The organism is Rhizobium sp. SG_E_25_P2, from assembly GCF_029892285.1.
GTDB lineage: Bacteria > Pseudomonadota > Alphaproteobacteria > Rhizobiales > Rhizobiaceae > Rhizobium_E.
Map to the genome: position 1 here is coordinate 461,693 of NZ_JARXVM010000001.1, position 21,383 is coordinate 483,075.

At 62.4% G+C, this 21,383-nt stretch carries 22 protein-coding genes; 7 read left to right on the plus strand and 15 right to left on the minus strand.

Annotation, left to right across the window (positions count from 1 at the left end; genetic code table 11):
- Positions 1–42 precede the first annotated feature (42 nt).
- The 10 genes from M2360_RS02145 to M2360_RS02190 form a co-directional block, all read right to left on the minus strand.
- Positions 43–846 carry a lysophospholipid acyltransferase family protein gene (locus M2360_RS02145; RefSeq protein WP_280772718.1) on the minus strand — a complete coding sequence of 268 codons (804 nt, stop codon included), beginning with the start codon at positions 844–846 and terminating at the stop codon, positions 43–45.
- Between the two features lie 11 nt (positions 847–857).
- The gene (locus M2360_RS02150; protein ID WP_280772719.1) at positions 858–1,289 is read right to left on the minus strand and encodes a Fur family transcriptional regulator; all 432 of its coding nucleotides are present in this window, start codon (positions 1,287–1,289) and stop codon (positions 858–860) included.
- A 33-nt stretch (positions 1,290–1,322) separates the two neighbouring features.
- Positions 1,323–1,829: an N-acetyltransferase gene (locus tag M2360_RS02155; RefSeq protein ID WP_280772720.1), complete on the minus strand. Its 507-nt coding sequence runs from the start codon at positions 1,827–1,829 to the stop codon at positions 1,323–1,325.
- 82 nt (positions 1,830–1,911) lie between these two features.
- Positions 1,912–2,565: a tRNA (adenosine(37)-N6)-threonylcarbamoyltransferase complex dimerization subunit type 1 TsaB gene (gene tsaB / locus M2360_RS02160; RefSeq protein WP_280772721.1), complete on the minus strand. Its 654-nt coding sequence runs from the start codon at positions 2,563–2,565 to the stop codon at positions 1,912–1,914.
- Positions 2,566–2,574: 9 nt separating this feature from the next.
- Entirely contained in the window at positions 2,575–3,138 is a 564-nt protein-coding gene (locus tag M2360_RS02165; protein ID WP_280772722.1) for a NifU family protein, read from the minus strand.
- Between the two features lie 156 nt (positions 3,139–3,294).
- Complete coding sequence (locus M2360_RS02170; RefSeq protein WP_280772723.1) at positions 3,295–3,786, minus strand: universal stress protein; 492 nt, start codon at positions 3,784–3,786, stop codon at positions 3,295–3,297.
- 32 nt (positions 3,787–3,818) lie between these two features.
- The gene (gene trpS, locus M2360_RS02175; protein WP_280772724.1) at positions 3,819–4,883 is read right to left on the minus strand and encodes a tryptophan--tRNA ligase; all 1,065 of its coding nucleotides are present in this window, start codon (positions 4,881–4,883) and stop codon (positions 3,819–3,821) included.
- Positions 4,884–4,995: 112 nt separating this feature from the next.
- The gene (locus tag M2360_RS02180) at positions 4,996–5,391 is read right to left on the minus strand and encodes a VOC family protein (protein WP_280772725.1); all 396 of its coding nucleotides are present in this window, start codon (positions 5,389–5,391) and stop codon (positions 4,996–4,998) included.
- Positions 5,391–6,983 (minus strand): murein biosynthesis integral membrane protein MurJ, encoded by a 1,593-nt coding sequence (gene murJ / locus M2360_RS02185; protein ID WP_280772726.1) that lies wholly within the window; start codon positions 6,981–6,983, stop codon positions 5,391–5,393. Before murJ ends, M2360_RS02180 begins: the two co-directional genes overlap by 1 nt.
- Positions 6,980–9,820 carry a [protein-PII] uridylyltransferase gene (locus M2360_RS02190; RefSeq protein ID WP_280772727.1) on the minus strand — a complete coding sequence of 947 codons (2,841 nt, stop codon included), beginning with the start codon at positions 9,818–9,820 and terminating at the stop codon, positions 6,980–6,982. Before M2360_RS02190 ends, murJ begins: the two co-directional genes overlap by 4 nt.
- A 248-nt stretch (positions 9,821–10,068) precedes the next feature.
- Here M2360_RS02190 and M2360_RS02195 point away from each other — a divergent pair, with 248 nt between their 5' ends.
- Positions 10,069–11,352, plus strand: a complete 1,284-nt coding sequence (locus tag M2360_RS02195) for an FAD-binding oxidoreductase (protein WP_280772728.1) — start codon at positions 10,069–10,071, stop codon at positions 11,350–11,352.
- A 37-nt stretch (positions 11,353–11,389) separates the two neighbouring features.
- On the plus strand, positions 11,390–12,931 hold the full coding sequence (locus tag M2360_RS02200; protein ID WP_280772729.1) for an aldehyde dehydrogenase family protein: 1,542 nt from the start codon (positions 11,390–11,392) through the stop codon (positions 12,929–12,931).
- 81 nt (positions 12,932–13,012) lie between these two features.
- On the opposite strand, the gene M2360_RS02205 is transcribed toward M2360_RS02200, so the two are convergent.
- The 3 genes from M2360_RS02205 to M2360_RS02215 are packed head-to-tail and all read right to left on the minus strand — an operon-like array spanning position 13,013 to position 15,735.
- Complete coding sequence (locus tag M2360_RS02205) at positions 13,013–14,200, minus strand: pyridoxal phosphate-dependent aminotransferase (protein WP_280772730.1); 1,188 nt, start codon at positions 14,198–14,200, stop codon at positions 13,013–13,015.
- Positions 14,201–14,204: 4 nt separating this feature from the next.
- Positions 14,205–14,858, minus strand: a complete 654-nt coding sequence (locus M2360_RS02210) for a TetR family transcriptional regulator C-terminal domain-containing protein (RefSeq protein WP_280772731.1) — start codon at positions 14,856–14,858, stop codon at positions 14,205–14,207.
- 1 nt (position 14,859) lies between these two features.
- On the minus strand, positions 14,860–15,735 hold the full coding sequence (locus tag M2360_RS02215) for an arginine deiminase family protein (RefSeq protein ID WP_280772732.1): 876 nt from the start codon (positions 15,733–15,735) through the stop codon (positions 14,860–14,862).
- 200 nt (positions 15,736–15,935) lie between these two features.
- Between M2360_RS02215 and M2360_RS02220 the strand changes: the two genes are divergently transcribed.
- The 4 genes from M2360_RS02220 to M2360_RS02235 all read left to right on the plus strand — a co-directional run bounded on the left by M2360_RS02220 (position 15,936) and on the right by M2360_RS02235 (position 19,097).
- Positions 15,936–16,709, plus strand: a complete 774-nt coding sequence (locus M2360_RS02220; protein WP_280772733.1) for an ABC transporter ATP-binding protein — start codon at positions 15,936–15,938, stop codon at positions 16,707–16,709.
- Positions 16,710–16,734: 25 nt separating this feature from the next.
- Complete coding sequence (locus M2360_RS02225) at positions 16,735–17,517, plus strand: transporter substrate-binding domain-containing protein (protein WP_280772734.1); 783 nt, start codon at positions 16,735–16,737, stop codon at positions 17,515–17,517.
- A gap of 63 nt (positions 17,518–17,580) precedes the next feature.
- A complete protein-coding gene (locus tag M2360_RS02230) occupies positions 17,581–18,312 on the plus strand; it encodes an ABC transporter permease subunit (RefSeq protein ID WP_280773069.1) in 732 nt (243 codons plus the stop codon).
- Positions 18,309–19,097, plus strand: coding sequence for an ABC transporter permease subunit (locus M2360_RS02235; RefSeq protein ID WP_280772735.1), 789 nt, complete (start codon positions 18,309–18,311; stop codon positions 19,095–19,097). Before M2360_RS02230 ends, M2360_RS02235 begins: the two co-directional genes overlap by 4 nt.
- A gap of 229 nt (positions 19,098–19,326) precedes the next feature.
- Here M2360_RS02235 and M2360_RS02240 read toward each other — a convergent pair whose 3' ends face one another.
- A complete protein-coding gene (locus M2360_RS02240) occupies positions 19,327–19,965 on the minus strand; it encodes a VUT family protein (protein WP_280772736.1) in 639 nt (212 codons plus the stop codon).
- A 115-nt stretch (positions 19,966–20,080) separates the two neighbouring features.
- Positions 20,081–20,365 carry a 50S ribosomal protein L28 gene (rpmB, locus tag M2360_RS02245; protein WP_137153917.1) on the minus strand — a complete coding sequence of 95 codons (285 nt, stop codon included), beginning with the start codon at positions 20,363–20,365 and terminating at the stop codon, positions 20,081–20,083.
- A 228-nt stretch (positions 20,366–20,593) separates the two neighbouring features.
- Between rpmB and M2360_RS02250 the strand changes: the two genes are divergently transcribed.
- On the plus strand, positions 20,594–21,370 hold the full coding sequence (locus M2360_RS02250; protein WP_280772738.1) for a DUF3108 domain-containing protein: 777 nt from the start codon (positions 20,594–20,596) through the stop codon (positions 21,368–21,370).
- Positions 21,371–21,383 lie beyond the last annotated feature (13 nt).

Genomic DNA, 21,383 nt, shown 5'->3' on the forward strand with positions numbered 1-21,383 from the left:
CGGCTCTTTAGTGCCTTTCGACCGAAAATGGAAGCGTCGGCGTCAAAGGTCGCGCACGGCGCGATCGCGCAGGCATTCCTCCATCAGCCGGCGGATCTCGCTTTCGGCCTCAAACGCCAAAGCCTTGCGGTTCGTGGCGGTCGTCACCTCGACCGGCGGGCCGAAATTCACCTCGGCGTCAATCGCGCCGATCCTGAGCACGCCGATCAGATGCGGCAGCAATTCGATATCGCCAGGCCAGGCGGCGACAGGACGATGATAGTGCCCCATCGGCATGCCATGAATTCGGGTGTAGGCGATGGCCGCGGGCTGAACGTCGACGCGGCCTGTGGGCGACGTCTGCGCAGCAGACGTGGCGGCGGCGAACAGCGTGGATTTGGTGACAAGCAGCCGATTGCCATCCGAGGTTGTGCCTTCAGGAAACAGCACCACCACCTCGCCGGCATTCAGCCGATCGGCCATGTCATTGGCTTGGTCCTGACTCCTCCGCTTCTGGTCGCGCTCGACGAAGACGGATCGCTGCAACCGCGCCAGCACGCCGAACACGGGCCAATTCTTCACCTCCGCCTTGGCCACGTAAGTGACGTCGGCCACCGAGGCCATCACCAGAATATCGAGCCAGGAGGAATGGTTGGAGACGACGAGCAGCGGCCGGCGATCGCCGAGCGAGCCCTTCACGTCGACGCGAATGCCGATGGCCCAGAGCGCGGCGCGATGCCAGAGCCGCGGCAGGCGATTGCGCCAGCGATGCCCGGTCGCCAGAAACAGCAGCTGGAAGGGCAAGAGAAGCACGGTGACGAGGAAGACGCCGAGCAGGCTAGAAACGATCCGAAACCAGGCGACCATGTATGTGCGCCTCAGCCCTGATCATCGCGTGCAAGCGGCACGCCGTAAAGCTCCAGCCGATGATCGACCAGCTTGAAGCCATGCTCGCGGGCAATGCGCTCCTGTAGCGCTTCTATTTCCGGAGAATGAAATTCAATCACGCGTCCCGTCTTGAGATCGATCAGATGATCGTGATGCTCTTCGGGCACGGTCTCGTAGCGCGAGCGGCCCTCGCGGAAATCATGCCGCTCGATGATGCCGGCGTCCTCGAACAATTTTACCGTGCGATAGACCGTGGCGATCGAGATGCGCGCATCGACCACAGCGGAACGACGATGCAGTTCCTCGACATCGGGATGATCAGTCGATTGCTGCAGGATGCGGGCAATGACCCGCCGCTGGTCTGTCATCCTGAGGCCGCGTTCGGCGCAGAGTTCCTCGAGCGTGCGCGTGATATCCGCCATGAACGCGATCCTTCAGCTGGTTCGGCTGAGGAACTAGCGAAGATCAAGGCGCATGACAAGCGCGGTGGATCGGCCGCCATCGCCGTCGGCGTAATAACCCTTGCGTTCGGCGACCTGACGAAAGCCCAATTTACGGTAGAGACCGAGAGCGGAGACATTGCCTTCATCGACTTCGAGGAAGATCGTTTCCCCGCCGCGGGCGCGGGTTTCGCGCATGGCGGCCAGCATCAGCCGCCAGCCGAGACCTTGACGCCCAAATTTATCCGATACCGCAATGGTGAGGATTTCGGCCTCGCCAGCCGCCGCGCGCGCCAGGACGAAGCCGCCCAGCCCAAGGCTCGGTCCGCTGGTCACACGGGCCGAAAAGCCGAAGACGGTGTCCTGGGTCATCAGCGAGTGAAACTCGCCATCGCCCCAGCGGCGATAGAAACGCTCGCCATGCAGACGAGAGAACTCATCGCAATCAGAGTTTTCAGCGGGAAAAATATCGAATTCTATTTTCCGGACGAAGAGGTTTTCAAGAAAAGCGCCTGGTTTCATGGCTCCCATCCATGCATGCGGGGTATCGGATAGCTGAGCTTAGGCCCAACTCCTTTAGAAATATATACGCGCGGGACTTGCTTCAGGCATGTTGCACTGCAAAACCAATTTGCGGCTTTGCATCAGCGCCACGGATATAGAGAGGAGAGGCATGATCATCTTCATCCAGGCGCATCGCGATACGCCCGATCGCCAGCAGGGGAAAAACGTCGGGACCACCCGATTGCCCGCCGTCGAGCAGCCCAGCTCCCGAGCCGATGACGATCGCCTGAAACCGCGATGCCGCAGCCTTGGCGGTCGCATAATCATAGGCGGCGGGTTCGGTAAGCGCTTCCCCCACAGGGGAGAAGATCTGTGCATAGACTTCATCGCGCTTGGCGTCGAGGACCGCCATCACCGGCGCAGGCGGGCCGATCTCCAGCACGCTCTCGGCGACAATGCGGAGGGTGGAGACGCCAACCGCCGGCTTGCCGAGCGCAACGGCGAAGCCGCGCGCCATGGCCACGCCCACTCGGATGCCGGTGAAGGAGCCTGGGCCGATCGTCACGGCGATTCGATCGAGATCGGCGAGCGGCACACCCGATTCGGCGACGATCTCGCCCACCATCACCGGCAGTAGTTCCGCATGACCTTTGCCAATCGTTTCCGATCGCGCCGACAACAAACTGTCCGCCTCCGCGTCATAGATCGCGGCAGCGCAAACAGGCCCGGACGTGTCGATCAGAAGCAGGCGCATGCGTAACCGTCAGACCGCTTCGACTTCCCGCACTTCGGGGATGAAGTGGCGCAACAGATTCTGCACGCCATGCTTCAGGGTCGCGGTGGATGACGGGCAGCCGGCGCAGGAGCCCTTCATATTGAGGAAGACGGTGCCATCGCGGAAACCCTTGAAAGTGATGTCGCCGCCATCCTGGGCCACGGCCGGACGCACGCGGCTTTCGAGAAGTTCCTTGATCGTGTCGACGATGGTCACATCGGCCGGGTCGAAGAATTCGCCTTCGATATCCTCTGCCTCGGCGGAGCGGGCTGCGCCCATGATCGGCGCGCCGGACATGAAATGCTCCATGATGGCGCCGAGAATGGCGGGCTTCAGATGCGCCCAATCGGCGTCTTCCTTGGTGACCGTGACGAAATCATAGCCGAAGAACACACCGGTGACGCCTGGCACCGAAAACAGCCGCTCAGCGAGCGGCGACTGCGCTGCATCGTCGGGGCCGCGGAAATCGGCGGTGCCGGTTTCGAGCACGATACGGCCGGGAAGGAATTTCAGCGTCTGCGGATTGGGCGTGGCTTCGGTCTGGATGAACATGTCGGGCTCCTGTGGTCCTCACCGGTCAAGACGGCGGCACTTTAGAATGGTTATAAACAAATAGGCTGTTTATCGGCAAACCGCAAGCGATATGCGCCTTAAACGACCGCCAAACAAGGTTTCACGACTCAAGTTTCGGTGATCTTTCGGCGCGTATCAGCTCAGCGCGTCGATATCCTCGTCGGTCAGGCTGTCGGGGATGATCGTAACAGGAATGGGAAACGCCGCGCCCCGACCGGCCACTTGCTGCACCAGCGGGCCGGGTCCATCCTTGCCGCTGCCCGCAGCGAGGACGAGAATGGCGACGTCGCGGTCCTCTTCGATCAGCTGAAGGATCTGGTCAGACGCCTTGCCTTCGCGAATCACCAGTTCTGGCTCCGCGCCGATCTCGTTGCGCACCTTCTGGGCGATGGTAGCCATGATCGTTTCGGCCTCTTCGCGCGCTTCGGCCCGCATGATGTCGCCGACCCCAATCCACTGGTTAAAGTCGGCGTCAGAGATCACATACAGAAGAACCAGGCCACCGCTGGAATTCTTGGCGCGCATGCCAGCGTAACGCACGGCGCGTCCACATTCCGGAGAATTGTCGATCACCGCCATGAACTTGCGGCGGTGACCCTCAAGCCGCGACTGTCGCTTGGACACCATGATGATCCGCCCCCTAAAATCCGGGCTCAGCCTTAGCCCAGAAATCCGACGATGTCGCGCACTTCGTTCATGGTGACTTCGGCCCGCGCCCGCGCCCTTTCGCCGCCGTCCTTCAGGATAGCGTCGATATGGGACGTGTCCTCCATCAGACGGCGCATTTCACCGGTGATCGGCGAGAGAGTGTTCACGGCGAGATCGACCAGCGCCGGCTTGAACACCGAAAACTGCTGGCCGCCGAATTCGGCGAGGACGTCGATCTTGGTCTTGTCGGCGAGCGCCGCGTAGATGCCGACAAGATTATCGGCTTCCGGGCGGCCCTTGAGGCCGTCGATTTCGCTCGGCAAACCATCCGGATCGGTCTTGGCCTTGCGGATCTTCTTGGAGATGGCGTCGGCGTCATCCATCAGGTTGATGCGCGAGAGATCGGAGGGATCCGACTTCGACATTTTCTTGGAACCGTCGCGGAGCGACATGACGCGCGGCGCCGGGCCGTCGATCAGCGGCTCGACCATCGGGAAATAGGCGTGCACGGGCTCTTCGCCCACGGTGATGTCGATCCCGTAGCCCGCCTTGCGGATATGCTCGGCGTAATCGAGATTGAACTTCATGGCGATGTCGCGGGCCAGCTCCAGATGCTGTTTCTGGTCGTCGCCGACGGGCACATGCGTGCCGCGATAGACCAGGATGTCAGCCGCCATCAGGCTCGGATAGGCGTAGAGACCGAGCGAGGCCTGTTCCCGATCCTTGCCGGCCTTGTCCTTGAACTGCGTCATGCGGTTCATCCAGCCGATGCGGGCGACGCAGTTGAAGATCCAGGCGAGTTCGGCGTGCTGCGGCACGGCCGACTGGTTGAAGACAATGTTTTTCACCGGGTCGATGCCAGAGGCGATGAAGGCGGCGGCGATGGAGCGGATCTGGCCGCGCAGGTCGTCATGGACGAGCTGGGCCGTCAGCGCATGCATGTCGACGACGCAGTAGATGCAGTCGTTGCCATCCTGCAGCGCGACGAATTTTCTGATGGCGCCGAGATAATTGCCGAGATGCAGATTGCCAGTGGGCTGCACGCCGGAAAAGACGAGTTTCTTGAATTCGCTCATGATCGACCTCATAGGGAACGCTGTTCTCAGCGCTCCGGGCTTGTGGAGGGCCCCAAGGGCCAAAGGCCCAGGTTGCTAACGGCCGCGCTTATGCACGGCGCATGCGGTGGGATCAAGAGGATTTGGCGTGCTCGATGAGGTCCCAGAGATTGCCGAAGGCGTCGCGGAAGACAGCGACGGTTCCGTAAGGCTCATGGCGCGGCTCTTCCAGGAAGGTCACGCCGCAACTGAGATAGAGCGCGTGATCTCTCGCGAAATCATCGGTCGAGAGAAAGAAGCTGACCCGACCGCCCGTCTGGGCGCCGATGGCCGCCTGCTGATCCGCTCCATCGGCCTGGGCGAGAAGTAATCCTGCGCCTTCGGTCTTGTCGGGGCGCACCACAACCCATCGCTTGCCATCGCCGAGCGGCTGGTCCACCACGAGGGTGAAATCCAGCACGTCGCAATAATAGGCGATGGCCGCATCGTAATCTGAAACCACCAGCGTTGCGAGAAACAGGCTGCGCATCAGTCCTCCGAGGCTGTGGGAGGCGGCGTTGCGGCGCCCCGCTTGATGTTGCGCTTGAGCATGCCGAGGCTGGCGCCGCCGATGGCGAAGGCAACCGCGAAATAAACCACCATGGCCACGCCGATCAGCGCGAGCACCGCGCCGACCTGCTCGAACAGTCCGCTTTCGGCGCGAATATAGGCTGCTGCGTAACGCGAGGCGTATTCCACCGCCGCCGCCATGATCAGCGCAGAGATGATGAGCCTGACCACACGCCAGGCCATGGCCGGCTCGATTTCGAGATGGCCACGCCGCCAGAGCGTGATCCCGAGCAGCAGGGTCGAGATCCAGCCCGAAGCGACCTCCGCGGTGGCGATGCCGCGCTCGGCGATGAAGGGAAAGAGCGACAAAGCGAGCGCGCAATTGACGCCGACGGCGATCATGGTGAAGCGCATCGGCGTTTTGGTGTCCTCGCGAGCGAAGAAGCCTGGGTTGAGCCCCTTGATCATCACGAAACCGGGCAGGCCTAGGCCGTAGATCGCCAAGATCGAGGCGACGGTCGCGGTCATCGAGGGATTGAAGGCGCCGTGTTCATAGACGACGCGAATGATCTCATCGGAGAGCACCCAGATGCCGGCCGCCGCCGGAAGCGTGAGGAACAGCACGAATTCCAGCGACCGGTTCTGGATGGTGGACGCTTCCCGGAGATGGCCGGCGCGCAGCGCCCGCGACAATTCCGGCAGCAGCACCACGCCCACAGCCACGCCGACCACGCCGAGCGGCAACTGGTAGATACGGTCGGCATATTGCAGAGCGGAGATCGCGCCCTCCTTGGTGGAGGCGATCATCTGGCCGATGAGCTGGTTGATCTGGGTGATGCCGCCGGTCACCGCAGCTGGCAGCGCCAGCACCAGCAGCCGCTTGACATTCGGCGTCATGCGCGGCCGGCGGAAGGTGATCGACATACCGGCATGCAGGACACCGAGATAGAGCACCGCCATCTGCAACAGGCCTGCGCCCAGCACGCCCCAGGACAGATACCAGGCGGTGGCGAGCGGATCGGCGCCGGTCCACATGCCATAGCCGAGCGCGCCGATCATCATGACATTGAGGAAAACAGGCGCGATGGCCGCAGCGAAATAATGATGCAGCGAATTCAGCATGCCCGACAGCATCGCTGTCAGCGACATGCACATCAGATAGGGAAACATCACGATCGCCAGCTTGACCGTGATTTCGTATTTTTCCGTTCCGGGCTCGAAACCGGGCGCGATGATGGTGCGCACGATCAGCGGCATGGCGAGCTCCATCACGATGGTGATGAGCAGCAGCACCGTGAACAGGACGCCGAAGACTTCTTCGGAAAAGCGTTTGGCGGCTTCCTTGCCGCCGCCCTCGATCTCCTTGGCGAAGAGCGGCACGAAGGCGGCGTTGAAGGCGCCTTCGGCGAACAGCCGGCGAAAGAGATTGGGGAAGCGGAAGGCGGCGTAGAAGGCGTCCGCCATCGGCCCCGTGCCCAGCGCCGCCGCCATCATGGTTTCGCGCGCGAAACCCATGAAGCGGCTGCCGAGGGTCGCGCCGCCGACGGTCATGAATTTCTTGACCAGGCTCATGCGCTAGAAGCCGGCTTGCGAACGCCCTTGGGCTGAAGCGGGGTCACCACGCCGGGGGCGACACGGGAAGCGCCGTCGTCATCTTCCGGCATCACCGATTTCAGCCGCGCCGCAATCAGCGCCTGGCGATTTTCCGTGGTGATCTTCTCGCCGGTCAGATCGGTCACGTAGAAGGTGTCGATCACCTTTTCGCCGAAGGTGGTGATGCGGGCCGAAGCAATGTCGAGCGAGAGATCGGCGAGCATGGAGGTGATGTCCGAAAGCAGGCCCGTCCGGTCGAGGCATTCGATCTCGATGACGGAAAAGCGGTTCGACAGGCTGTTGGAGATCGTCACCGACGGGACGATGCTGAACGTCTTGTCGCGCTTTTTGCCTTTGGTGCGGGTGGCGATGACCTCAGGCAGGCGCCGCTTGCCCGCGAGCACATCCTCGATCATGCGGGTGATGGTGGTGGCCCGGCGCAACTCGTCCTCGTCGTCCTTGAACTGGCGGCTGACATGGATCGTGTCGAGCGCGCGGCCGAAGGCGGTGGTGAAGATCTGCGCATTGACGATATTGGCGCCGGCCGCAGCGCAAGCGCCGGCGATGATGGCGAGCAGGCGCGGATGGTCGGGCGCGAACACCGTGATTTCGGTGATCGCCCGGAAGGCGTCGGTGCGGGCCATGGTGGCGAGCGCCCGGCCATCCTTGTCGACGTCACGGATGAAGCCGGTATGGCGCACCTGGTCCTCGAGCGGCACGGACAAGAGATAGGGCGCGTAGTGCATGCGCACATAGGCCTTGCGCTCGCTTTCGGGCCAGTCCGACAGCGCATGGGCCAGCTTGTCGCGGGCGTTCTGGACGCGTTCGGTGCGGGTGACTTCGGAGAAGCCGCCCGCCAGCACCAGTTCTGTCTCGTAATAGAGGATGCGCAGGAGCTGACCCTTCCAGCCGTTCCAGACGCCGGGACCGACGGCGCGGATATCGGCGACCGTCAGGATCAACAGCATCTTCAGCCGTTCGAGCGACTGCATGCGCATGGAGAAATCGTTGATCGTCTTCCAGTCGTTGAGATCGCGCGTCTGGGCGACCATCGACATGGTCAGATGCTCCTCGATCAGCCAGGCGACCATTTCGGTCTGCTTTGGGGAAAGGCCGAGACGCGGGCAGAGCTTGCGGGCGACTTTAGCGCCGGCGATGGAGTGGTCCTCGGGACGGCCCTTGGCGATGTCATGCAGCAGCGTGGCGACATAGAGCGTCTCGCGGTCCTCGATCGTCTTGATCAGCCCTGATGCGAGCGGATGCTCATCCTTGCCCTCGCCCTTCTCGATCGCCGCAAGCACGCCGACGGAGCGGATCAGGTGCTCGTCGACGGTGTAGTGATGATACATGGAAAACTGCATCATCGAGACGATCTTGCCAAATTCCGGAATGAAGCGTCCGAGAACGCCGGCCTCGTTCATCCGCTGCAGCACGAGCTGCGGATCGCGCCGCGTCGTCAGCGCCGACAAAAACAGCCGGTTGGCTTCGGCATTCGAACGCAGGTCATCGTCGATCAGGCTGAGCGAGCGGGTGATGCTTTTCAGCGCATTGGGATGCAGCTCGAGGCCGTGCAGATCTGCGACATGGAAGAAGCGAATTAGGTTGACCGGATCCTTCTTGAACACATCGGGGGCGGCGACATCGAGGCGGCCGCGATCTTCCACGAAATCAGCAGCCCCGGGGATCTTGCGGCGGCGATTGGCGAAGCGGCTAAAGACATTGGCGATGCCGGGCTGTTCCTTGGCCTGCTGGTCTTCTAGCGCGGCGCAGAGAATGCGGGTCAGATCGCCGGTGTCCTTGGCGATCAGGAAGTAGTGCTTCATGAAGCGCTCGACAGCCGAAAGGCCGGGACGCGACTGATAGCCGAGCGCCGCAGCCACTTCCGGCTGGAGATCGAAGGACAGACGGTCCTCGGCCTTGCCGGTGATGAAATGCATGTGGCAGCGCACCGCCCAGAGGAAATCCTCGGCTTTCTGGAAGAGGGCATATTCGGATTTCGAGAGAACTCCGAGACGCACGAGATCGGCGGTGTCGCGCACCCGATAGAAATATTTGGCGATCCAGAACAGCGTGTGCAGATCGCGGATGCCGCCCTTGCCTTCCTTCACATTCGGCTCGACAAGATAACGGGTATTGCCGGATTTGACGTGGCGGTCGTCGCGCTCGGCGAGCTTGGCGGCGACGAATTCCGGGCCGGTGTTCTTGACGATTTCGCTGTCGAAACGGGCTTCGAGTTCCTGTTCAAGGGCGCGGGCGCCGCAGATATAGCGGGTTTCGAGAATGGCGGTGCGGATGGTCATGTCGCTGCGCGACAATCTCAGGCATTCGTCGATCGTTCGGGTGGCGTGGCCGACCTTCTGGCCCATGTCCCAGAGAAGATAGAGAATGAACTCGACCGCCTTGTGGCCCATTTCGGTCTGCTTGCCCGGCAGCAGAAAAAGAAGATCGATGTCAGAGCCGGGCGCAAGCGTGGCGCGGCCATAGCCGCCGACTGCGGTGACGCAGAAATTGCCGCTGCCGGGATAAGCGTGGACGGTCGCGTAGTCAAAGGCGGCGGCGACGATCTGGTCTTCCAGCCAGGAGATCCGCCGCGCGCAGGCCATGCCCAGGCCTTCGCTCTTGAAGATTTCGCGCACCTTGGCGCGGCCTTCTGCGTTGACGGTACGGAAAAAGGCGAGCAGGGCTGGTCGCGCCTGGTCGGGTCTACCCCTATGCTCGACGGCGATGGCGTCGAGGGAGCGCTGGAAATCCAGCATGTCCAGGATTTCGGGATAGCCGGCGTCGGGCGATGGCGCCACGGCCTTCTTATGCTGCATCGGGAGACACCTCGTCGGTCATGCGGTCGGACGCGCCGAGTGCGGGCCTATAGCGCGGCGCCCCGTTGAAATACAGGAAATTCTTTTCGCCGGGATTAACGCCGCCAATGCGTCAAAATTCCGGTGGCCGAGGATTTCCATATCATTCCGCTTTGGAATGAACTCATACTGAAATAAGGATATTCAGGATGGCGTCGACCATTTAAGACCACAGGTCTAGGGCCGATCAGCACACACCAGAGGCAGCCATGCTCAACGATCCCCGCTCGCACGGTCTATGGGAAAAGACCGCCCCTTCGCCAGCATCCACGCCTGCTCTGTCAGGCGACGCCCAGGCCGATGTCGTCATTGTCGGCGGCGGCTTCACCGGCATTTCGGCGGCGCTGCATCTGGCCGCGCGCGGAAGTTCAGTCATCGTGCTGGAAGCGCGCGAACCGGGCTATGGCGGCGCTGGCCGCAATGTCGGGCTGATCAATGCCGGCATGTGGGTGATGCCCGACGACCTGCCGGGCGTTCTCGGCGACCTGCATGGCGAGCGACTGCTGGACCTGCTCGGCAACGGCCCGCAGCTGGTGATGGAACTGATCGACAAGCATGGGATCGCCTGCGAACTGGAGCGTCAGGGCACGCTGCATTGCGCTGTGGGCGACGAGGGTCTCAAGGAAATCGAATCGCGTTGCGAACAATGGGCCAAGCGCGGCGCGCCGGTGAGCATGCTCTCGGCTGAAGAGACCGCCCGCCGCATTGGCGCATCCGCCTATCGCGGCGCGCTTCTCGACATGCGGGCCGGCACGCTGCAGCCGCTCGCTTATGTGCGCGGCCTCGCCCGGGCCGCTCTGGCCGCCGGCGCACGGCTTTGCGGCGACAGCCCGGTCATCGCAACAGAACGGCAGGGATCGCGCTGGAAAGTCTCGACCGCGCAAGGATCGGTCACCGCCGACTGGATCATCGTCGCCACCGACGCCTATAGCACCGGCCCCTGGGAGCAGGTGCGCTATGAGCAGATCCACCTGCCCTATTTCAACCTCGCCACGGCGCCGCTGTCGGCCGATCTTCTCAAAGAAATCCTGCCCAACCGCGAGGGCTGCTGGGACACCAAGGAAATCCTGTCCTCCTTCCGCATGGACCGGGCGGGACGCATGGTGTTCGGCAGCGTCGGCGCGCTGCGCAATGGCGGCCAGACCGTGCACAAGAACTGGGCGCGACGGGCGCTCGCCAAGCTCTTCCCGCAACTGGGCGAGGTGGAGTTCGAAAGCGAATGGTATGGCCAGATCGGCATGACCGACAACGCCCTGCCCCGCTTCCACCGGTTCGCAGACAATGTCGTGGGTTTTTCCGGCTATAACGGCCGCGGCATTGCTCCCGGCACCGTGTTCGGCAAGGTTCTCTCGCAACTGATTCTCGGCGACATGACGGAACAGGATCTGCCGCTGCCAGTCACCGATCCGCGCGCGCCGAGCCTTCGTCCCATCAAGGAAGCCTGGTATGAGGCGGGCGCCCAGGTGGCGCATTTCGCCGAACACCGTCTCTGATCAACATTCAACGCCCTCCAACCTTCGGAAGACGATCATGACCCTTTCCACTCTCGACCTCGCCAGCGAAACAGCCCAGCTGATGGCGTCGCTCGGCGTTCCCGCCTCGCGCCTGACCGGCGGCTCACTCTCCGTCTTCTCGCCGGTCACCGGCAAAGAGATCGCCACTGTCGCTGAAGACGATGCGGCGGCGACCGACGCCGCCATCGATCGCGCGCATACGGCCTTCCTCGCCTGGCGCAACATCCCGGCTCCCAAGCGCGGCGAACTCGTGCGCCTGCTCGGCGAAGAACTCCGCGCCAACAAGGATGCGCTCGGCCGTCTCGTGTCGATCGAGGTCGGCAAGATCACTTCGGAAGGCCTGGGCGAAGTGCAGGAAATGATCGACATCTGCGATTTCGCCGTCGGTCTCTCCCGCCAGCTTTATGGCCTGACCATCGCCACCGAACGCGGCGACCATCGCATGATGGAAACCTGGCATCCCCTAGGCGTCACCGGCATTATCTCGGCCTTCAACTTCCCTGTCGCCGTCTGGTCGTGGAATGCGGCGCTGGCGCTGGTCTGCGGCAATTCCGTCCTGTGGAAGCCGTCGGAAAAGACCCCGCTGACGGCGATCGCCACCCACGCCATTCTCGACCGCGCCATCGCCCGTTATGTCGAAGCTGGTTACGCCGCGCCCGAGGGCCTGTCGCAGTTGCTGATCGGCGGCCGCGCCATCGGCGAGACGCTGGTCGACAACAAGAAGGTCGCGCTCGTGTCGGCGACCGGCTCGACCGCGATGGGCCGTCAGGTGGGCCCGCGCGTCGCCGCCCGCTTCGGCCGCTCGATCCTGGAACTCGGCGGCAACAATGCCGCGATCATCTGCCCCTCGGCCGATCTCGATCTGGCGCTGCGCGGCATCGCCTTCGCCGCCATGGGCACCGCCGGCCAGCGCTGCACCACGCTGCGCCGCCTCTTCGTGCATGACAGCGTCTATGACGCGCTGGTGCCGCGTCTGATCAAGGCCTATGGCTCGGTGCAGATCGGCAATCCGCTCGAAACAGGCACGCTGATCGGCCCGCTGATCGACGCCCGCGCGTATCAGGCCATGCAGTCCTCGCTCGACGCTGCGAAAGCCGATGGCGGAACGGTGCATGGCGGCGGCCGCGTGCTCGAAGCCGAAGGCGGCAACGCCTATTATGTCCGCCCGGCGCTTGTGGAAATGCCGTCGCAATGCGGTCCGGTGGAGCACGAGACCTTCGCGCCCATTCTCTATGTGATGAAATATTCCGATTTCGACGCCACGCTCGAGCTGCACAACGCCGTGCCGCAGGGCCTGTCCTCGTCGATCTTCACCAATGACCTGCGCGAAGCGGAAGCGTTTCTCTCGGCTCGCGGCTCTGATTGCGGCATCGCAAACGTCAATATCGGCCCCTCGGGCGCGGAAATCGGCGGCGCCTTCGGCGGCGAGAAGGAAACCGGCGGCGGTCGCGAATCCGGCTCCGACTCCTGGAAGGCCTATATGCGGCGCGCCACCAACACCATCAATTACGGCCGCACCCTGCCGCTCGCCCAGGGCGTGAAGTTCGACGTCGAATAAGACGTCCGGACCCTGAACAGGAAAAAGCCCTTTTCGGCGGCGCCGGAAAGGGCTTTTTTCATCGGGCGATTGGCCGAAGGATCAGGCGCGTTTGGCGGCCGGCAGCAGTTCCTCGCCGAGCGTGGCGATCCTGTGCATGGCGATCTTCAGATCCTCATCCGGAACGGTCAGCGAAAGACGCAGGAAATTCCGCGCCTGCACGCCAAACGAGTTGCCGGGCATCACAGCGACATGCTTGTCTTTCAGCAGCTTCCAGGCGAAGTCCTCGCCCGAAAGTCCCGTCGCGGAGACGTCCAGCAGAATGAACATGCCGCCTTCGGGCATCAGCGGCGCGATGGCGTTTGAGCCTTCCAGCGCCTCGCGGGCGATATTGGCGCGACGCCAGTAATTGTCGCGCATCACGGCGGCGGTGTCGAAATCCTGGCTGAGCGCCATGGCCGTCATGTCGGAAATGAACGGCTGAACGCCGAACAGCATAGTTTCAGACACCGGCAGCAGCCGCTCGCAGAATTCCGCCGGGCCGATGGCCCAGCCGGAGCGGAAGCCCGGCGCGGCATGCGACTTGGAAATCGAGGAGACGACGATCACCCGGTCGGCAAGCTCGGGATCATCGAAGGGCGAGGCGAAGGCCTTGTCGAAGATCAGCTCTTCATAGACCTCGTCGCAGACGATCCAGAGATCATGCTTGCGGCAGACCTCGCCGATTTCGGCGACTTCACGCGGGCTGAGCACCGCGCCCGAGGGATTGTGCGGATTGTTGAGCAACAGCACGCGGGTGTTGGGCGTGATCGCCTTTTCGAGATCGGCGGCCTGGAGATGGAAACGCTGTTCGGCGCGAAGCGGCACAGTGGCGAGACGCGCGCCGGTGGAGGCGACGACGCCTTCATAGGTGGCGTAAAGCGGATCGCCGGTCAGTACGACATCGCCTTTTTCCACGAGGCCGAGCATGACGGTGAACAACGCCGTCTGCGTGCCGGGAAAGCAGAGAACATTGGCGGAGGTGACATCGTCGCGACGCTTGCGATATTTCTCGACCAGCGCCGCCACGACGCCTGGTTCACCGCGGCCATTGGAATAACGTGTGCGGCCGGCATACATGGCGCGGGCGCATTCATCGAGAAGGGCCTGATCGGGCGGCAGATCGGGTTCGCCGATGGTCAGCTGGATCACGTCGACGCCGTCATGCGCCATCTGGCGGGCGGCGATGTGCAGCGCCCATTTGCCGGAGCCGAGCCCGTCGAGCCTTTCGGTGATGGAGGCGTAGCGCATGATGTCAGTCCTTTTTGAGAAAATGCGGATCTTCGATGGGCAGGGTCAGCCCGGTCAGGCGCTCGACGGCGAGGAGCGCGATGCGGCCGAGTTCGCCTTCGGAAAACATATCGGCCGCCATGCAGCCTTCGAGCCAGAGACCGTCGATGACGCCATTGATGGCGATGGCCTGAGCGCGGCGATCCTCAGGCGTCGAGGCCTTGCCCGCGGCTTCCATCGCGTCCTTGACGAGATTTTCGATCGTGTCGCGATAGGAGATGTAGCCCTCGCGGTGAATGCCGGCCAGCGCCGGATCGACGCCGGTCTGGGCGATGAAGGTCGCCCAGAGCGCCAGCATGCGCTGGTCGATGACCGGCGGCTTGAAATTGGCGAGCACAAAAACCGACAGCCGCGCGAGCGGATCGCCGTGATGCTCGTCGGCCGAGCGCTGGGCGGTGTCGAACATCGTGACGACCACTTCGCGATAGGCGGCCTGGAAGAGATTGTCCTTGCCGGCGAAATAGTGGCGGATCAGGCCGGCTGTCACCCCGGCCCGATCGGCGATCTGTCGCACTGTCGCGCCCTGCAGCCCGAACTCGACGATGCAGTCGAGCGTGGCGGCGACTAGCGCCTGCCGCCGCGCATCTTCGCTTTCATGATGAAAGCTGCGTCGCGTCATCTCAGTCCCTTCTCAGGATCGGCCGCGTGAGGCAGGTCGGGCCGCCTTCGCAGGCGATGCAGAGCGCATCCGCAGTGAAGGTCTGGACCTCGCAGCCGGCGGCCTCCATGGCGGCCTTGGTCTTTGGGAAGCCGTCGATCATGATCACCTTGTAGGGCGAGGTCGGCAGGACGTTGAGATTGAGGCCGTTGCTGTCGGCGAATTCTTCCGGCGGCGCGACGATCATCCGGATGCCGCGCTCCTTGAGCAGCAGATAGAAGCTCGCCGGCAGAAGGGGCGCATGCACCAGCGCCAGATCCTCGGCGAGCGGCGAAATCACGCTCATCAGATGCAGGCAGGCCTCCTCACCCTGCCAGAGCGGCAGGTCGAAACCGAGAACGGTGACGCCGAGCGGCGCGAGAATCGCCTGAAGCTGATCGATGCCGGCCTGATTGGAGCGGACGCCGCGTCCGATGCAGAGGGTCTGCTTGTCGAGCCAGACGCAATCGCCGCTTTCCACCGAGCCCGGCGCTTCGAGACGGCCGAGAATAGGGATTCCGGCGGCGCGGTAGGCGGCCTCGTGCAGATCAGCCTCCTGGCGGCGGAGCGGCTTACCCATCCGCAGAATCACCGCGCCTTTATCGGTCACGAAAGACGGATCCTGCGTGAACATCGAATCAGCAAGGCCGTCGCCTTCATCCTCCAGCCAGAGTATCTCGGCCCCGGATTGTTCGACCAGACGCGCGAAAGCCTGATATTGCTCGATCGCCTTGGGCGCGTCGAAGGTCGGACCGTAATGCCATTCCTGCGGATCCGCAGCGAGAAGGCTCTTGCCCGGGCGTCGCATCAGAACGCGGGCGAGAGAGGTGGACATCGCCTGGGAACCATAGGCGCTCATGGAAAACTCCGAGATGGGGGACGTAAGCGGAATTGCTGCCCTGCAAGATAAATGGATTATACACTTGAATAATTGCAAAACAAGTGATTTACTTTTCCCAAAGGCCGGGCGGAGGCCAGTGACCGCACCGGCGAAAGATAAGACTGGGGAACAAAAAACATCACGAATGGGCGATGACACGCCCATGTTTGGCGGTATTCATGACAGAGACGGCGAAAGCCATCGAGGTTCACGATCTATTCAAGAAATTCGGCCCGCTCGAAGTGCTCAAGGGCGTTTCGATCTCCGCTAGCCAGGGCGACGTGATCGCCATCATCGGCGGGAGCGGTTCGGGGAAATCGACATTTCTTCGCTGCATCAACATGCTCGAATTGCCGAGCGCCGGATCGATCCACATTCACGGCGAGGAGATCGCCATGAAGAAAGATGGTCAAGGCGGCTTGCAGCCAGCCAATCGCAAGCAGGTGCAGCGCATCCGCTCACGGCTCGCCATGGTGTTCCAGAGCTTCAATCTCTGGCAACATATGACGGTGCTGCAGAATGTGATCGAGGTGCCGGTGCATGTGCTGGGCCTCAAGCGCGACGAGGCGATCGCCAAGGCCGAGACGCTTTTGAAGCGGGTCGGCCTGTTTGAAAAGCGCGACATCTATCCCGCCTTCATGTCCGGTGGACAACAGCAACGCGCAGCCATCGCCCGCGCGCTCGCCGTCGATCCGCTCGCTCTGCTATTCGACGAGCCGACCTCGGCGCTCGATCCGGAACTGGTGGGCGAAGTGCTGAGCGTCATCGGCGACCTGGCCAAGGAAAATCGCACCATGCTGCTCGTCACGCATGAGATGAACTTCGCCCGCAACGTGGCGAACCATGTCGTCTTCCTTCACAACGGGCTCATCGAGGAGCAGGGCCCGCCGGATCAGGTCTTCGGCGCGCCGAAGTCGGAACGTCTCCGGAAATTCATAAGCTCCATCCACTGACCACAACAGAAAACAGGGGAACCTCATGATCAAGGCATTGAAAACCGCAGCGTTGGCGCTGGCGGTTGTATTGGGCGGCGGCGCAGTCGCCTCGGCGGAAAGCGTGAAGATCGGCTTCATTACCGAGCCCTATCCGCCCTTCACCTCCATGGACGCCTCCGGCAAGTTCGTCGGCTGGGAAGTCGAATTCCAGGAAGCCGTCTGCAAGGAAGCCAAGCTCGATTGCGTGATCACGCCGGTTTCCTGGGACGGCATCATCCCGGCGCTGACCTCGAAGAAGATCGACGTCATCGTCGCCTCCATGTCGATCACCGGCGAACGTCTGAAGACCATCGATTTCACCGACAAATATTACAACACCCCCACCGGCGTCATCGGCCGCAAGGAAGACAGCTTCAAGCCGACCGCCGAAGGCCTGGCCGGCAAGATCATCGGCGTGCAGGTCTCCACCGTCCATGCTGATTATGTGAAGAAGCATTTCGGCGCCACCGCCGCTGAAATCAAGGAATACCAGACCCAGGACGAAGCCAACCAGGATCTCGCCGCCGGCCGCGTCGACGCAGTCCAGGCCGATGCGCTCGCGCTCGACGCCTTCCTGAAGTCCGAAGCCGGCGCCGCCTGCTGCGACTACAAGGGCGACGTCGCCGCCGATCTCGAAATCCTCGGCCCCGGCGTGGGCATGGGCGTGCGCAAGGAAGACACCGCGCTCAAGGACAAGCTGAACGCCGCCATCAAGGCCATCCGCGCCAATGGCACTTACGACACCTTCTCCAAGAAGTATTTCGACTTCAACATCTACGGCGATTGATCGTCACCGGCGCGACGGTTGACCGTCGCGCCGCTTTTCCTCTCGGCGGCGATTGCGAATTCGATGTTTGACGCGCTGATTTCACTGACCAATCTCGGAATGCTGTCGCTGGAGCCGCCCGGCTGGGGCGGCGTGTTGCTTGACGGCTTCCTCGTCTCGATCGAAATCGCCATCGGCGGCTTCGGGCTCGGCGTGCTGATCGGCGCACTCGGCGCCTCAGGCAAGCTCTATGGCGGGCTTGTGACCCGCGACCTGCTTGAAGTCTATACGACGTTGGTGCGGGCGATCCCCGAACTCATTCTCATTCTGCTGCTCTATTACGCCGGCACCGGCCTCGTGAATCAGGCGCTCGCCGCCTTCGGCCGCGATCCGATCGACATCAGCGGACTCGTCGCCGGCATCGTGGTGATCGGCTTTGTGCAAGGCGCTTATTCCACCGAAGTGATCCGCGGCGCGATCAAATCCATTCCGCCTGGCCAGATCGAAGCCGCGCGCGCTTACGGCATGGGACCAATCCTGATTTTCCGCCGCGTCATCCTGCCGGCCATGCTGCCTTATGCGCTGCCGGGCCTGGGCAATCTCTGGATGATCGCCACCAAGGACACCGCACTGCTGGCCGTGGTCGGCTTCACGGAACTGACACTCGCCACAAGGCAGGCGGCCGGCGCTACCAAAGCCTATATGACATTCTATCTCGCCGCCGGCGCGCTCTACCTCGCGCTCAGCCTTGTGTCTGCCCTGATCATCAAGGCGCTCGACGCGCATTTCCGCCGCGGCATAGCGAGGCCGGCATGAGTGCTGTAGAGATATCCAAGCCGGGCTTCTGGATGCCGCATCGCATCGTGATGGCGACTTTCTTCGCCGCTCTGGTGCTATCGGCCGCGCTGCTGATGCGATGGGACTGGCTGCCGCGCTACATTCCCATGCTCGGGCAAGGCGTCCTTCGCTCACTGGCTATGTTGTTTTCCTCAGCGATCATCGGCTTCTTCTTCGCCGTTCTGCTGGGCATCGCGCAGGTGGCGGGGCCGCTGCCGGTCCGTTGGCTCGCCAGCGGCTTCTGCGGCGTGATCAGGGGCACGCCGCTGCTGTTGCAACTCTGGCTCCTCTATTACGGACTGGGTTCGCTCTTCTCGCAATATCCGGAAATCCGCCAATCTTTCCTCTGGCCCTATCTCCGGCAAGGCTGGCCCTATGGCTTCACCGCGCTGATGATTTCCTTCGCGGCCTATGAGGGCGAGGTGATGCGCGGGGCGTTCGCCGGCGTGCCAAAGGGGGAGATCGAGGCGGCCAAGGCCTATGGGATGAGCCCGTTTACGCTCTTCCGCCGCATCTGGCTGCCGCGCGCCGTGCAGCGGGCGCTGCCGACGCTCTCAGGCGAAACGGTGCTGCAGCTGAAATCAACGCCGCTGGTGGCGACGATCACGGTCATCGATGTCTATGGCGTGATTTCGAAAGTGCGGCAGGAGACCTACCTGACCTATGAGCCGCTCTTGCTGCTAGCGGCCATTTACGTCTGCCTGACCGGGCTTCTGGTGGTGACGTTCCGCTATTTCGAGAACAAGATCCCGGTCAAGGGCTGACCCCTGGCCAAGTACTGGCAACGGCTGTTTCTGAGAAAATATCGAGGGAGTAACCTCCCTCTCCCGGCGAACCGGGAGAGGGAGTTCGGGCTTCCGCCGAGTGGGCGTCTCGACCCTCCGAACCCCGCATCGGAAGGGAGACGCACCGACTGCCAAGCCATCGGCGAAAGCCTTGACCGAATGGGTCAAGTGGAACGGGACGCCGGAAACCAGCGTCCGGACAGTTCTATCAGGTCGCCTTTTCCAGCGACGGCATCGGCTTCAGAATGCTCATCAGCGCGCCATAGGGCAAGAGCATGAACAGCGCGACCAGCATCTTCACGGTGAGATCACCAAGCGCCCACGAAATCCACCGCGGCGCTTCCGCCGACATGACGCCAAAGATGGGTGCCACGCCCAGCGCGAACTCATCGTTCGGGCCGAGGACAGAGAAAAAGGCGGCAAAGGATAGGCTGAAGAACAGGGCGGTGTCGAGCACTGAGCCGAACAACGACGCCATCAGCGGCGCGCGCCACCAGGATGTGCGACGCAGCCGGTTAAACACACTGATATCCAGCATCTGACCGCAGAGGAAAGCGACGCCGGATGCGATGGCGATGCGCGGCGCAGAGAACCACCAGGACAAGGTCACACCGACCACAAAACCGGCGATCACCACAAGCCGAGCATATTTCGGCCCAAACTGGCGATTGGTCAGATCGGTGATGAGGAAGGCCACCGGATAGGTGAAAGCGCCCCAGGTCAAGAGATCGGCGAGATTGACGCCGAGCAATGTCCCGCTCAGCGGATACTGAACGAGGATGTTGGAGGCGACGACCACGAGGGTCATCAGAAGAACATAGACAGACGTATAGCGTTGAGCCTGCATTTTTTTATCCTGGGTGATGCCACCAGTTGGAGGACGGATTGGGTAGTTATGCACAAAGAGAAAAGGCCTGAACGACGCCGTTCAAGCCCTCATCTCATGCATGCGCAGCCTGTAATCAGGCGGCAGCCTTCTTGGCGATCTGGCGCTTCAGAAGACGGGCGCGAACGGACAGTTCGCCTTCGTCAGCCTTAGCGAGGAACGCGTCGAGACCACCGCGATGTTCGACCGAGCGGAGAGCCGCAGCGGACACGCGAAGACGGAAACGCTGGCCGAGTGCGTCGGAGATCAGCGTGACGCTGCACAGGTTCGGCAGGAACCGGCGCTTGGTCTTGTTGTTCGCATGGCTAACATTGTTTCCCGACTGGACGGCCTTGCCGGTCAATTCGCAACAACGGGACATGATATCACCTATTCTTTTTCGAGCCCTGCGACATGACTTTCCGACCCGATAGTCGGGCCTGCTCGCCGCCGGCCTGTTTTGGAAGTTGCGGTTCCATAGAGAGATGGCGCGGCCCTGTCAAGCCAAAGCAAGCGAAAGAGGCAAAAATCTCGACTCGCAGCGCGCGATCGCCAGCGCAGAAAAACCACATTGACCGCATAATCGCTATCGCAAATGATCGTGACCGCCATGCAGAATCGTCTCCTCGCGCTCCTCGCCTCCATCCTGATCGCCGCGGGATCGTCCTCCGCGCGCGCTGACGATCCCGTCAACACGGCGGAATTCAGCATCGCGCTATCCGGCCTGCCGATCGCACGGGCTGAATTCACCACGACGCTGCGCGACAAGCGCTACGAGATCTCCGCTGGTCTCAGGACCACCGGACTCGCGCGCTTCATCACCGATACGAAAGCGCAGATCATTGTGGACGGTTTAGCCGGTCGCAAGAACTGGCGTCCCCAGAGTTTCTCCTTCCGATACGATTACGGCCGCCGAAGCCGGTCTTTCGAAACCCGGTTCTTGCATGATCAGGTGACATCATCGACGATCACGCCAAAGCCGGATTACAGCAAGCGAAAGAACTGGGTTCCTACACGGCCCCAGGACCTCAAAAACGTCACCGACCCGGTGTCCGCCCTGATCGTGCCGGGAGGAACAGAACCCTGCCGCGCCATGGTTGGCGTGTTCGACGGCGAAGCCCGGATGAACCTGCGGCTTTCCCACAAGCGGATGGACAGATTCACGACGGCGGGGTTCGATGGCGAGGTCACGGTCTGTTCGATCCGCTATGAGCCGGTGTCGGGCCACCGCCGCAAGAGCAAGGACATCGATTACGTCAAGCGGCTCGACAATATCGAGATCTGGTTTGCGAAGTCGGCCAAGCTCGATGTATATGCCCCTGTCTATCTCGCCGTGCCGACGAAATATGGGGTGATCAGCATCACCGCCACGCGTTTCGATGGGTAGCGGCCGCTTCCGG

Coding starts and splice junctions, on each gene's coding strand:
- M2360_RS02145 (WP_280772718.1), bottom strand. CDS start 846: ATGGTCGCCTGGTTTCGGATCGTTTCTAGCCTGCTCGGCGTCTTCCTC.
- M2360_RS02150 (WP_280772719.1), bottom strand. CDS start 1,289: ATGGCGGATATCACGCGCACGCTCGAGGAACTCTGCGCCGAACGCGGC.
- M2360_RS02155 (WP_280772720.1), bottom strand. CDS start 1,829: ATGAAACCAGGCGCTTTTCTTGAAAACCTCTTCGTCCGGAAAATAGAA.
- tsaB (WP_280772721.1), bottom strand. CDS start 2,565: ATGCGCCTGCTTCTGATCGACACGTCCGGGCCTGTTTGCGCTGCCGCG.
- M2360_RS02165 (WP_280772722.1), bottom strand. CDS start 3,138: ATGTTCATCCAGACCGAAGCCACGCCCAATCCGCAGACGCTGAAATTC.
- M2360_RS02170 (WP_280772723.1), bottom strand. CDS start 3,786: ATGGTGTCCAAGCGACAGTCGCGGCTTGAGGGTCACCGCCGCAAGTTC.
- trpS (WP_280772724.1), bottom strand. CDS start 4,883: ATGAGCGAATTCAAGAAACTCGTCTTTTCCGGCGTGCAGCCCACTGGC.
- M2360_RS02180 (WP_280772725.1), bottom strand. CDS start 5,391: ATGCGCAGCCTGTTTCTCGCAACGCTGGTGGTTTCAGATTACGATGCG.
- murJ (WP_280772726.1), bottom strand. CDS start 6,983: ATGAGCCTGGTCAAGAAATTCATGACCGTCGGCGGCGCGACCCTCGGC.
- M2360_RS02190 (WP_280772727.1), bottom strand. CDS start 9,820: ATGCAGCATAAGAAGGCCGTGGCGCCATCGCCCGACGCCGGCTATCCC.
- M2360_RS02195 (WP_280772728.1), top strand. CDS start 10,069: ATGCTCAACGATCCCCGCTCGCACGGTCTATGGGAAAAGACCGCCCCT.
- M2360_RS02200 (WP_280772729.1), top strand. CDS start 11,390: ATGACCCTTTCCACTCTCGACCTCGCCAGCGAAACAGCCCAGCTGATG.
- M2360_RS02205 (WP_280772730.1), bottom strand. CDS start 14,200: ATGCGCTACGCCTCCATCACCGAAAGGCTCGACGGGCTCGGCTCCGGC.
- M2360_RS02210 (WP_280772731.1), bottom strand. CDS start 14,858: ATGACGCGACGCAGCTTTCATCATGAAAGCGAAGATGCGCGGCGGCAG.
- M2360_RS02215 (WP_280772732.1), bottom strand. CDS start 15,735: ATGAGCGCCTATGGTTCCCAGGCGATGTCCACCTCTCTCGCCCGCGTT.
- M2360_RS02220 (WP_280772733.1), top strand. CDS start 15,936: ATGACAGAGACGGCGAAAGCCATCGAGGTTCACGATCTATTCAAGAAA.
- M2360_RS02225 (WP_280772734.1), top strand. CDS start 16,735: ATGATCAAGGCATTGAAAACCGCAGCGTTGGCGCTGGCGGTTGTATTG.
- M2360_RS02230 (WP_280773069.1), top strand. CDS start 17,581: ATGTTTGACGCGCTGATTTCACTGACCAATCTCGGAATGCTGTCGCTG.
- M2360_RS02235 (WP_280772735.1), top strand. CDS start 18,309: ATGAGTGCTGTAGAGATATCCAAGCCGGGCTTCTGGATGCCGCATCGC.
- M2360_RS02240 (WP_280772736.1), bottom strand. CDS start 19,965: ATGCAGGCTCAACGCTATACGTCTGTCTATGTTCTTCTGATGACCCTC.
- rpmB (WP_137153917.1), bottom strand. CDS start 20,365: ATGTCCCGTTGTTGCGAATTGACCGGCAAGGCCGTCCAGTCGGGAAAC.
- M2360_RS02250 (WP_280772738.1), top strand. CDS start 20,594: ATGCAGAATCGTCTCCTCGCGCTCCTCGCCTCCATCCTGATCGCCGCG.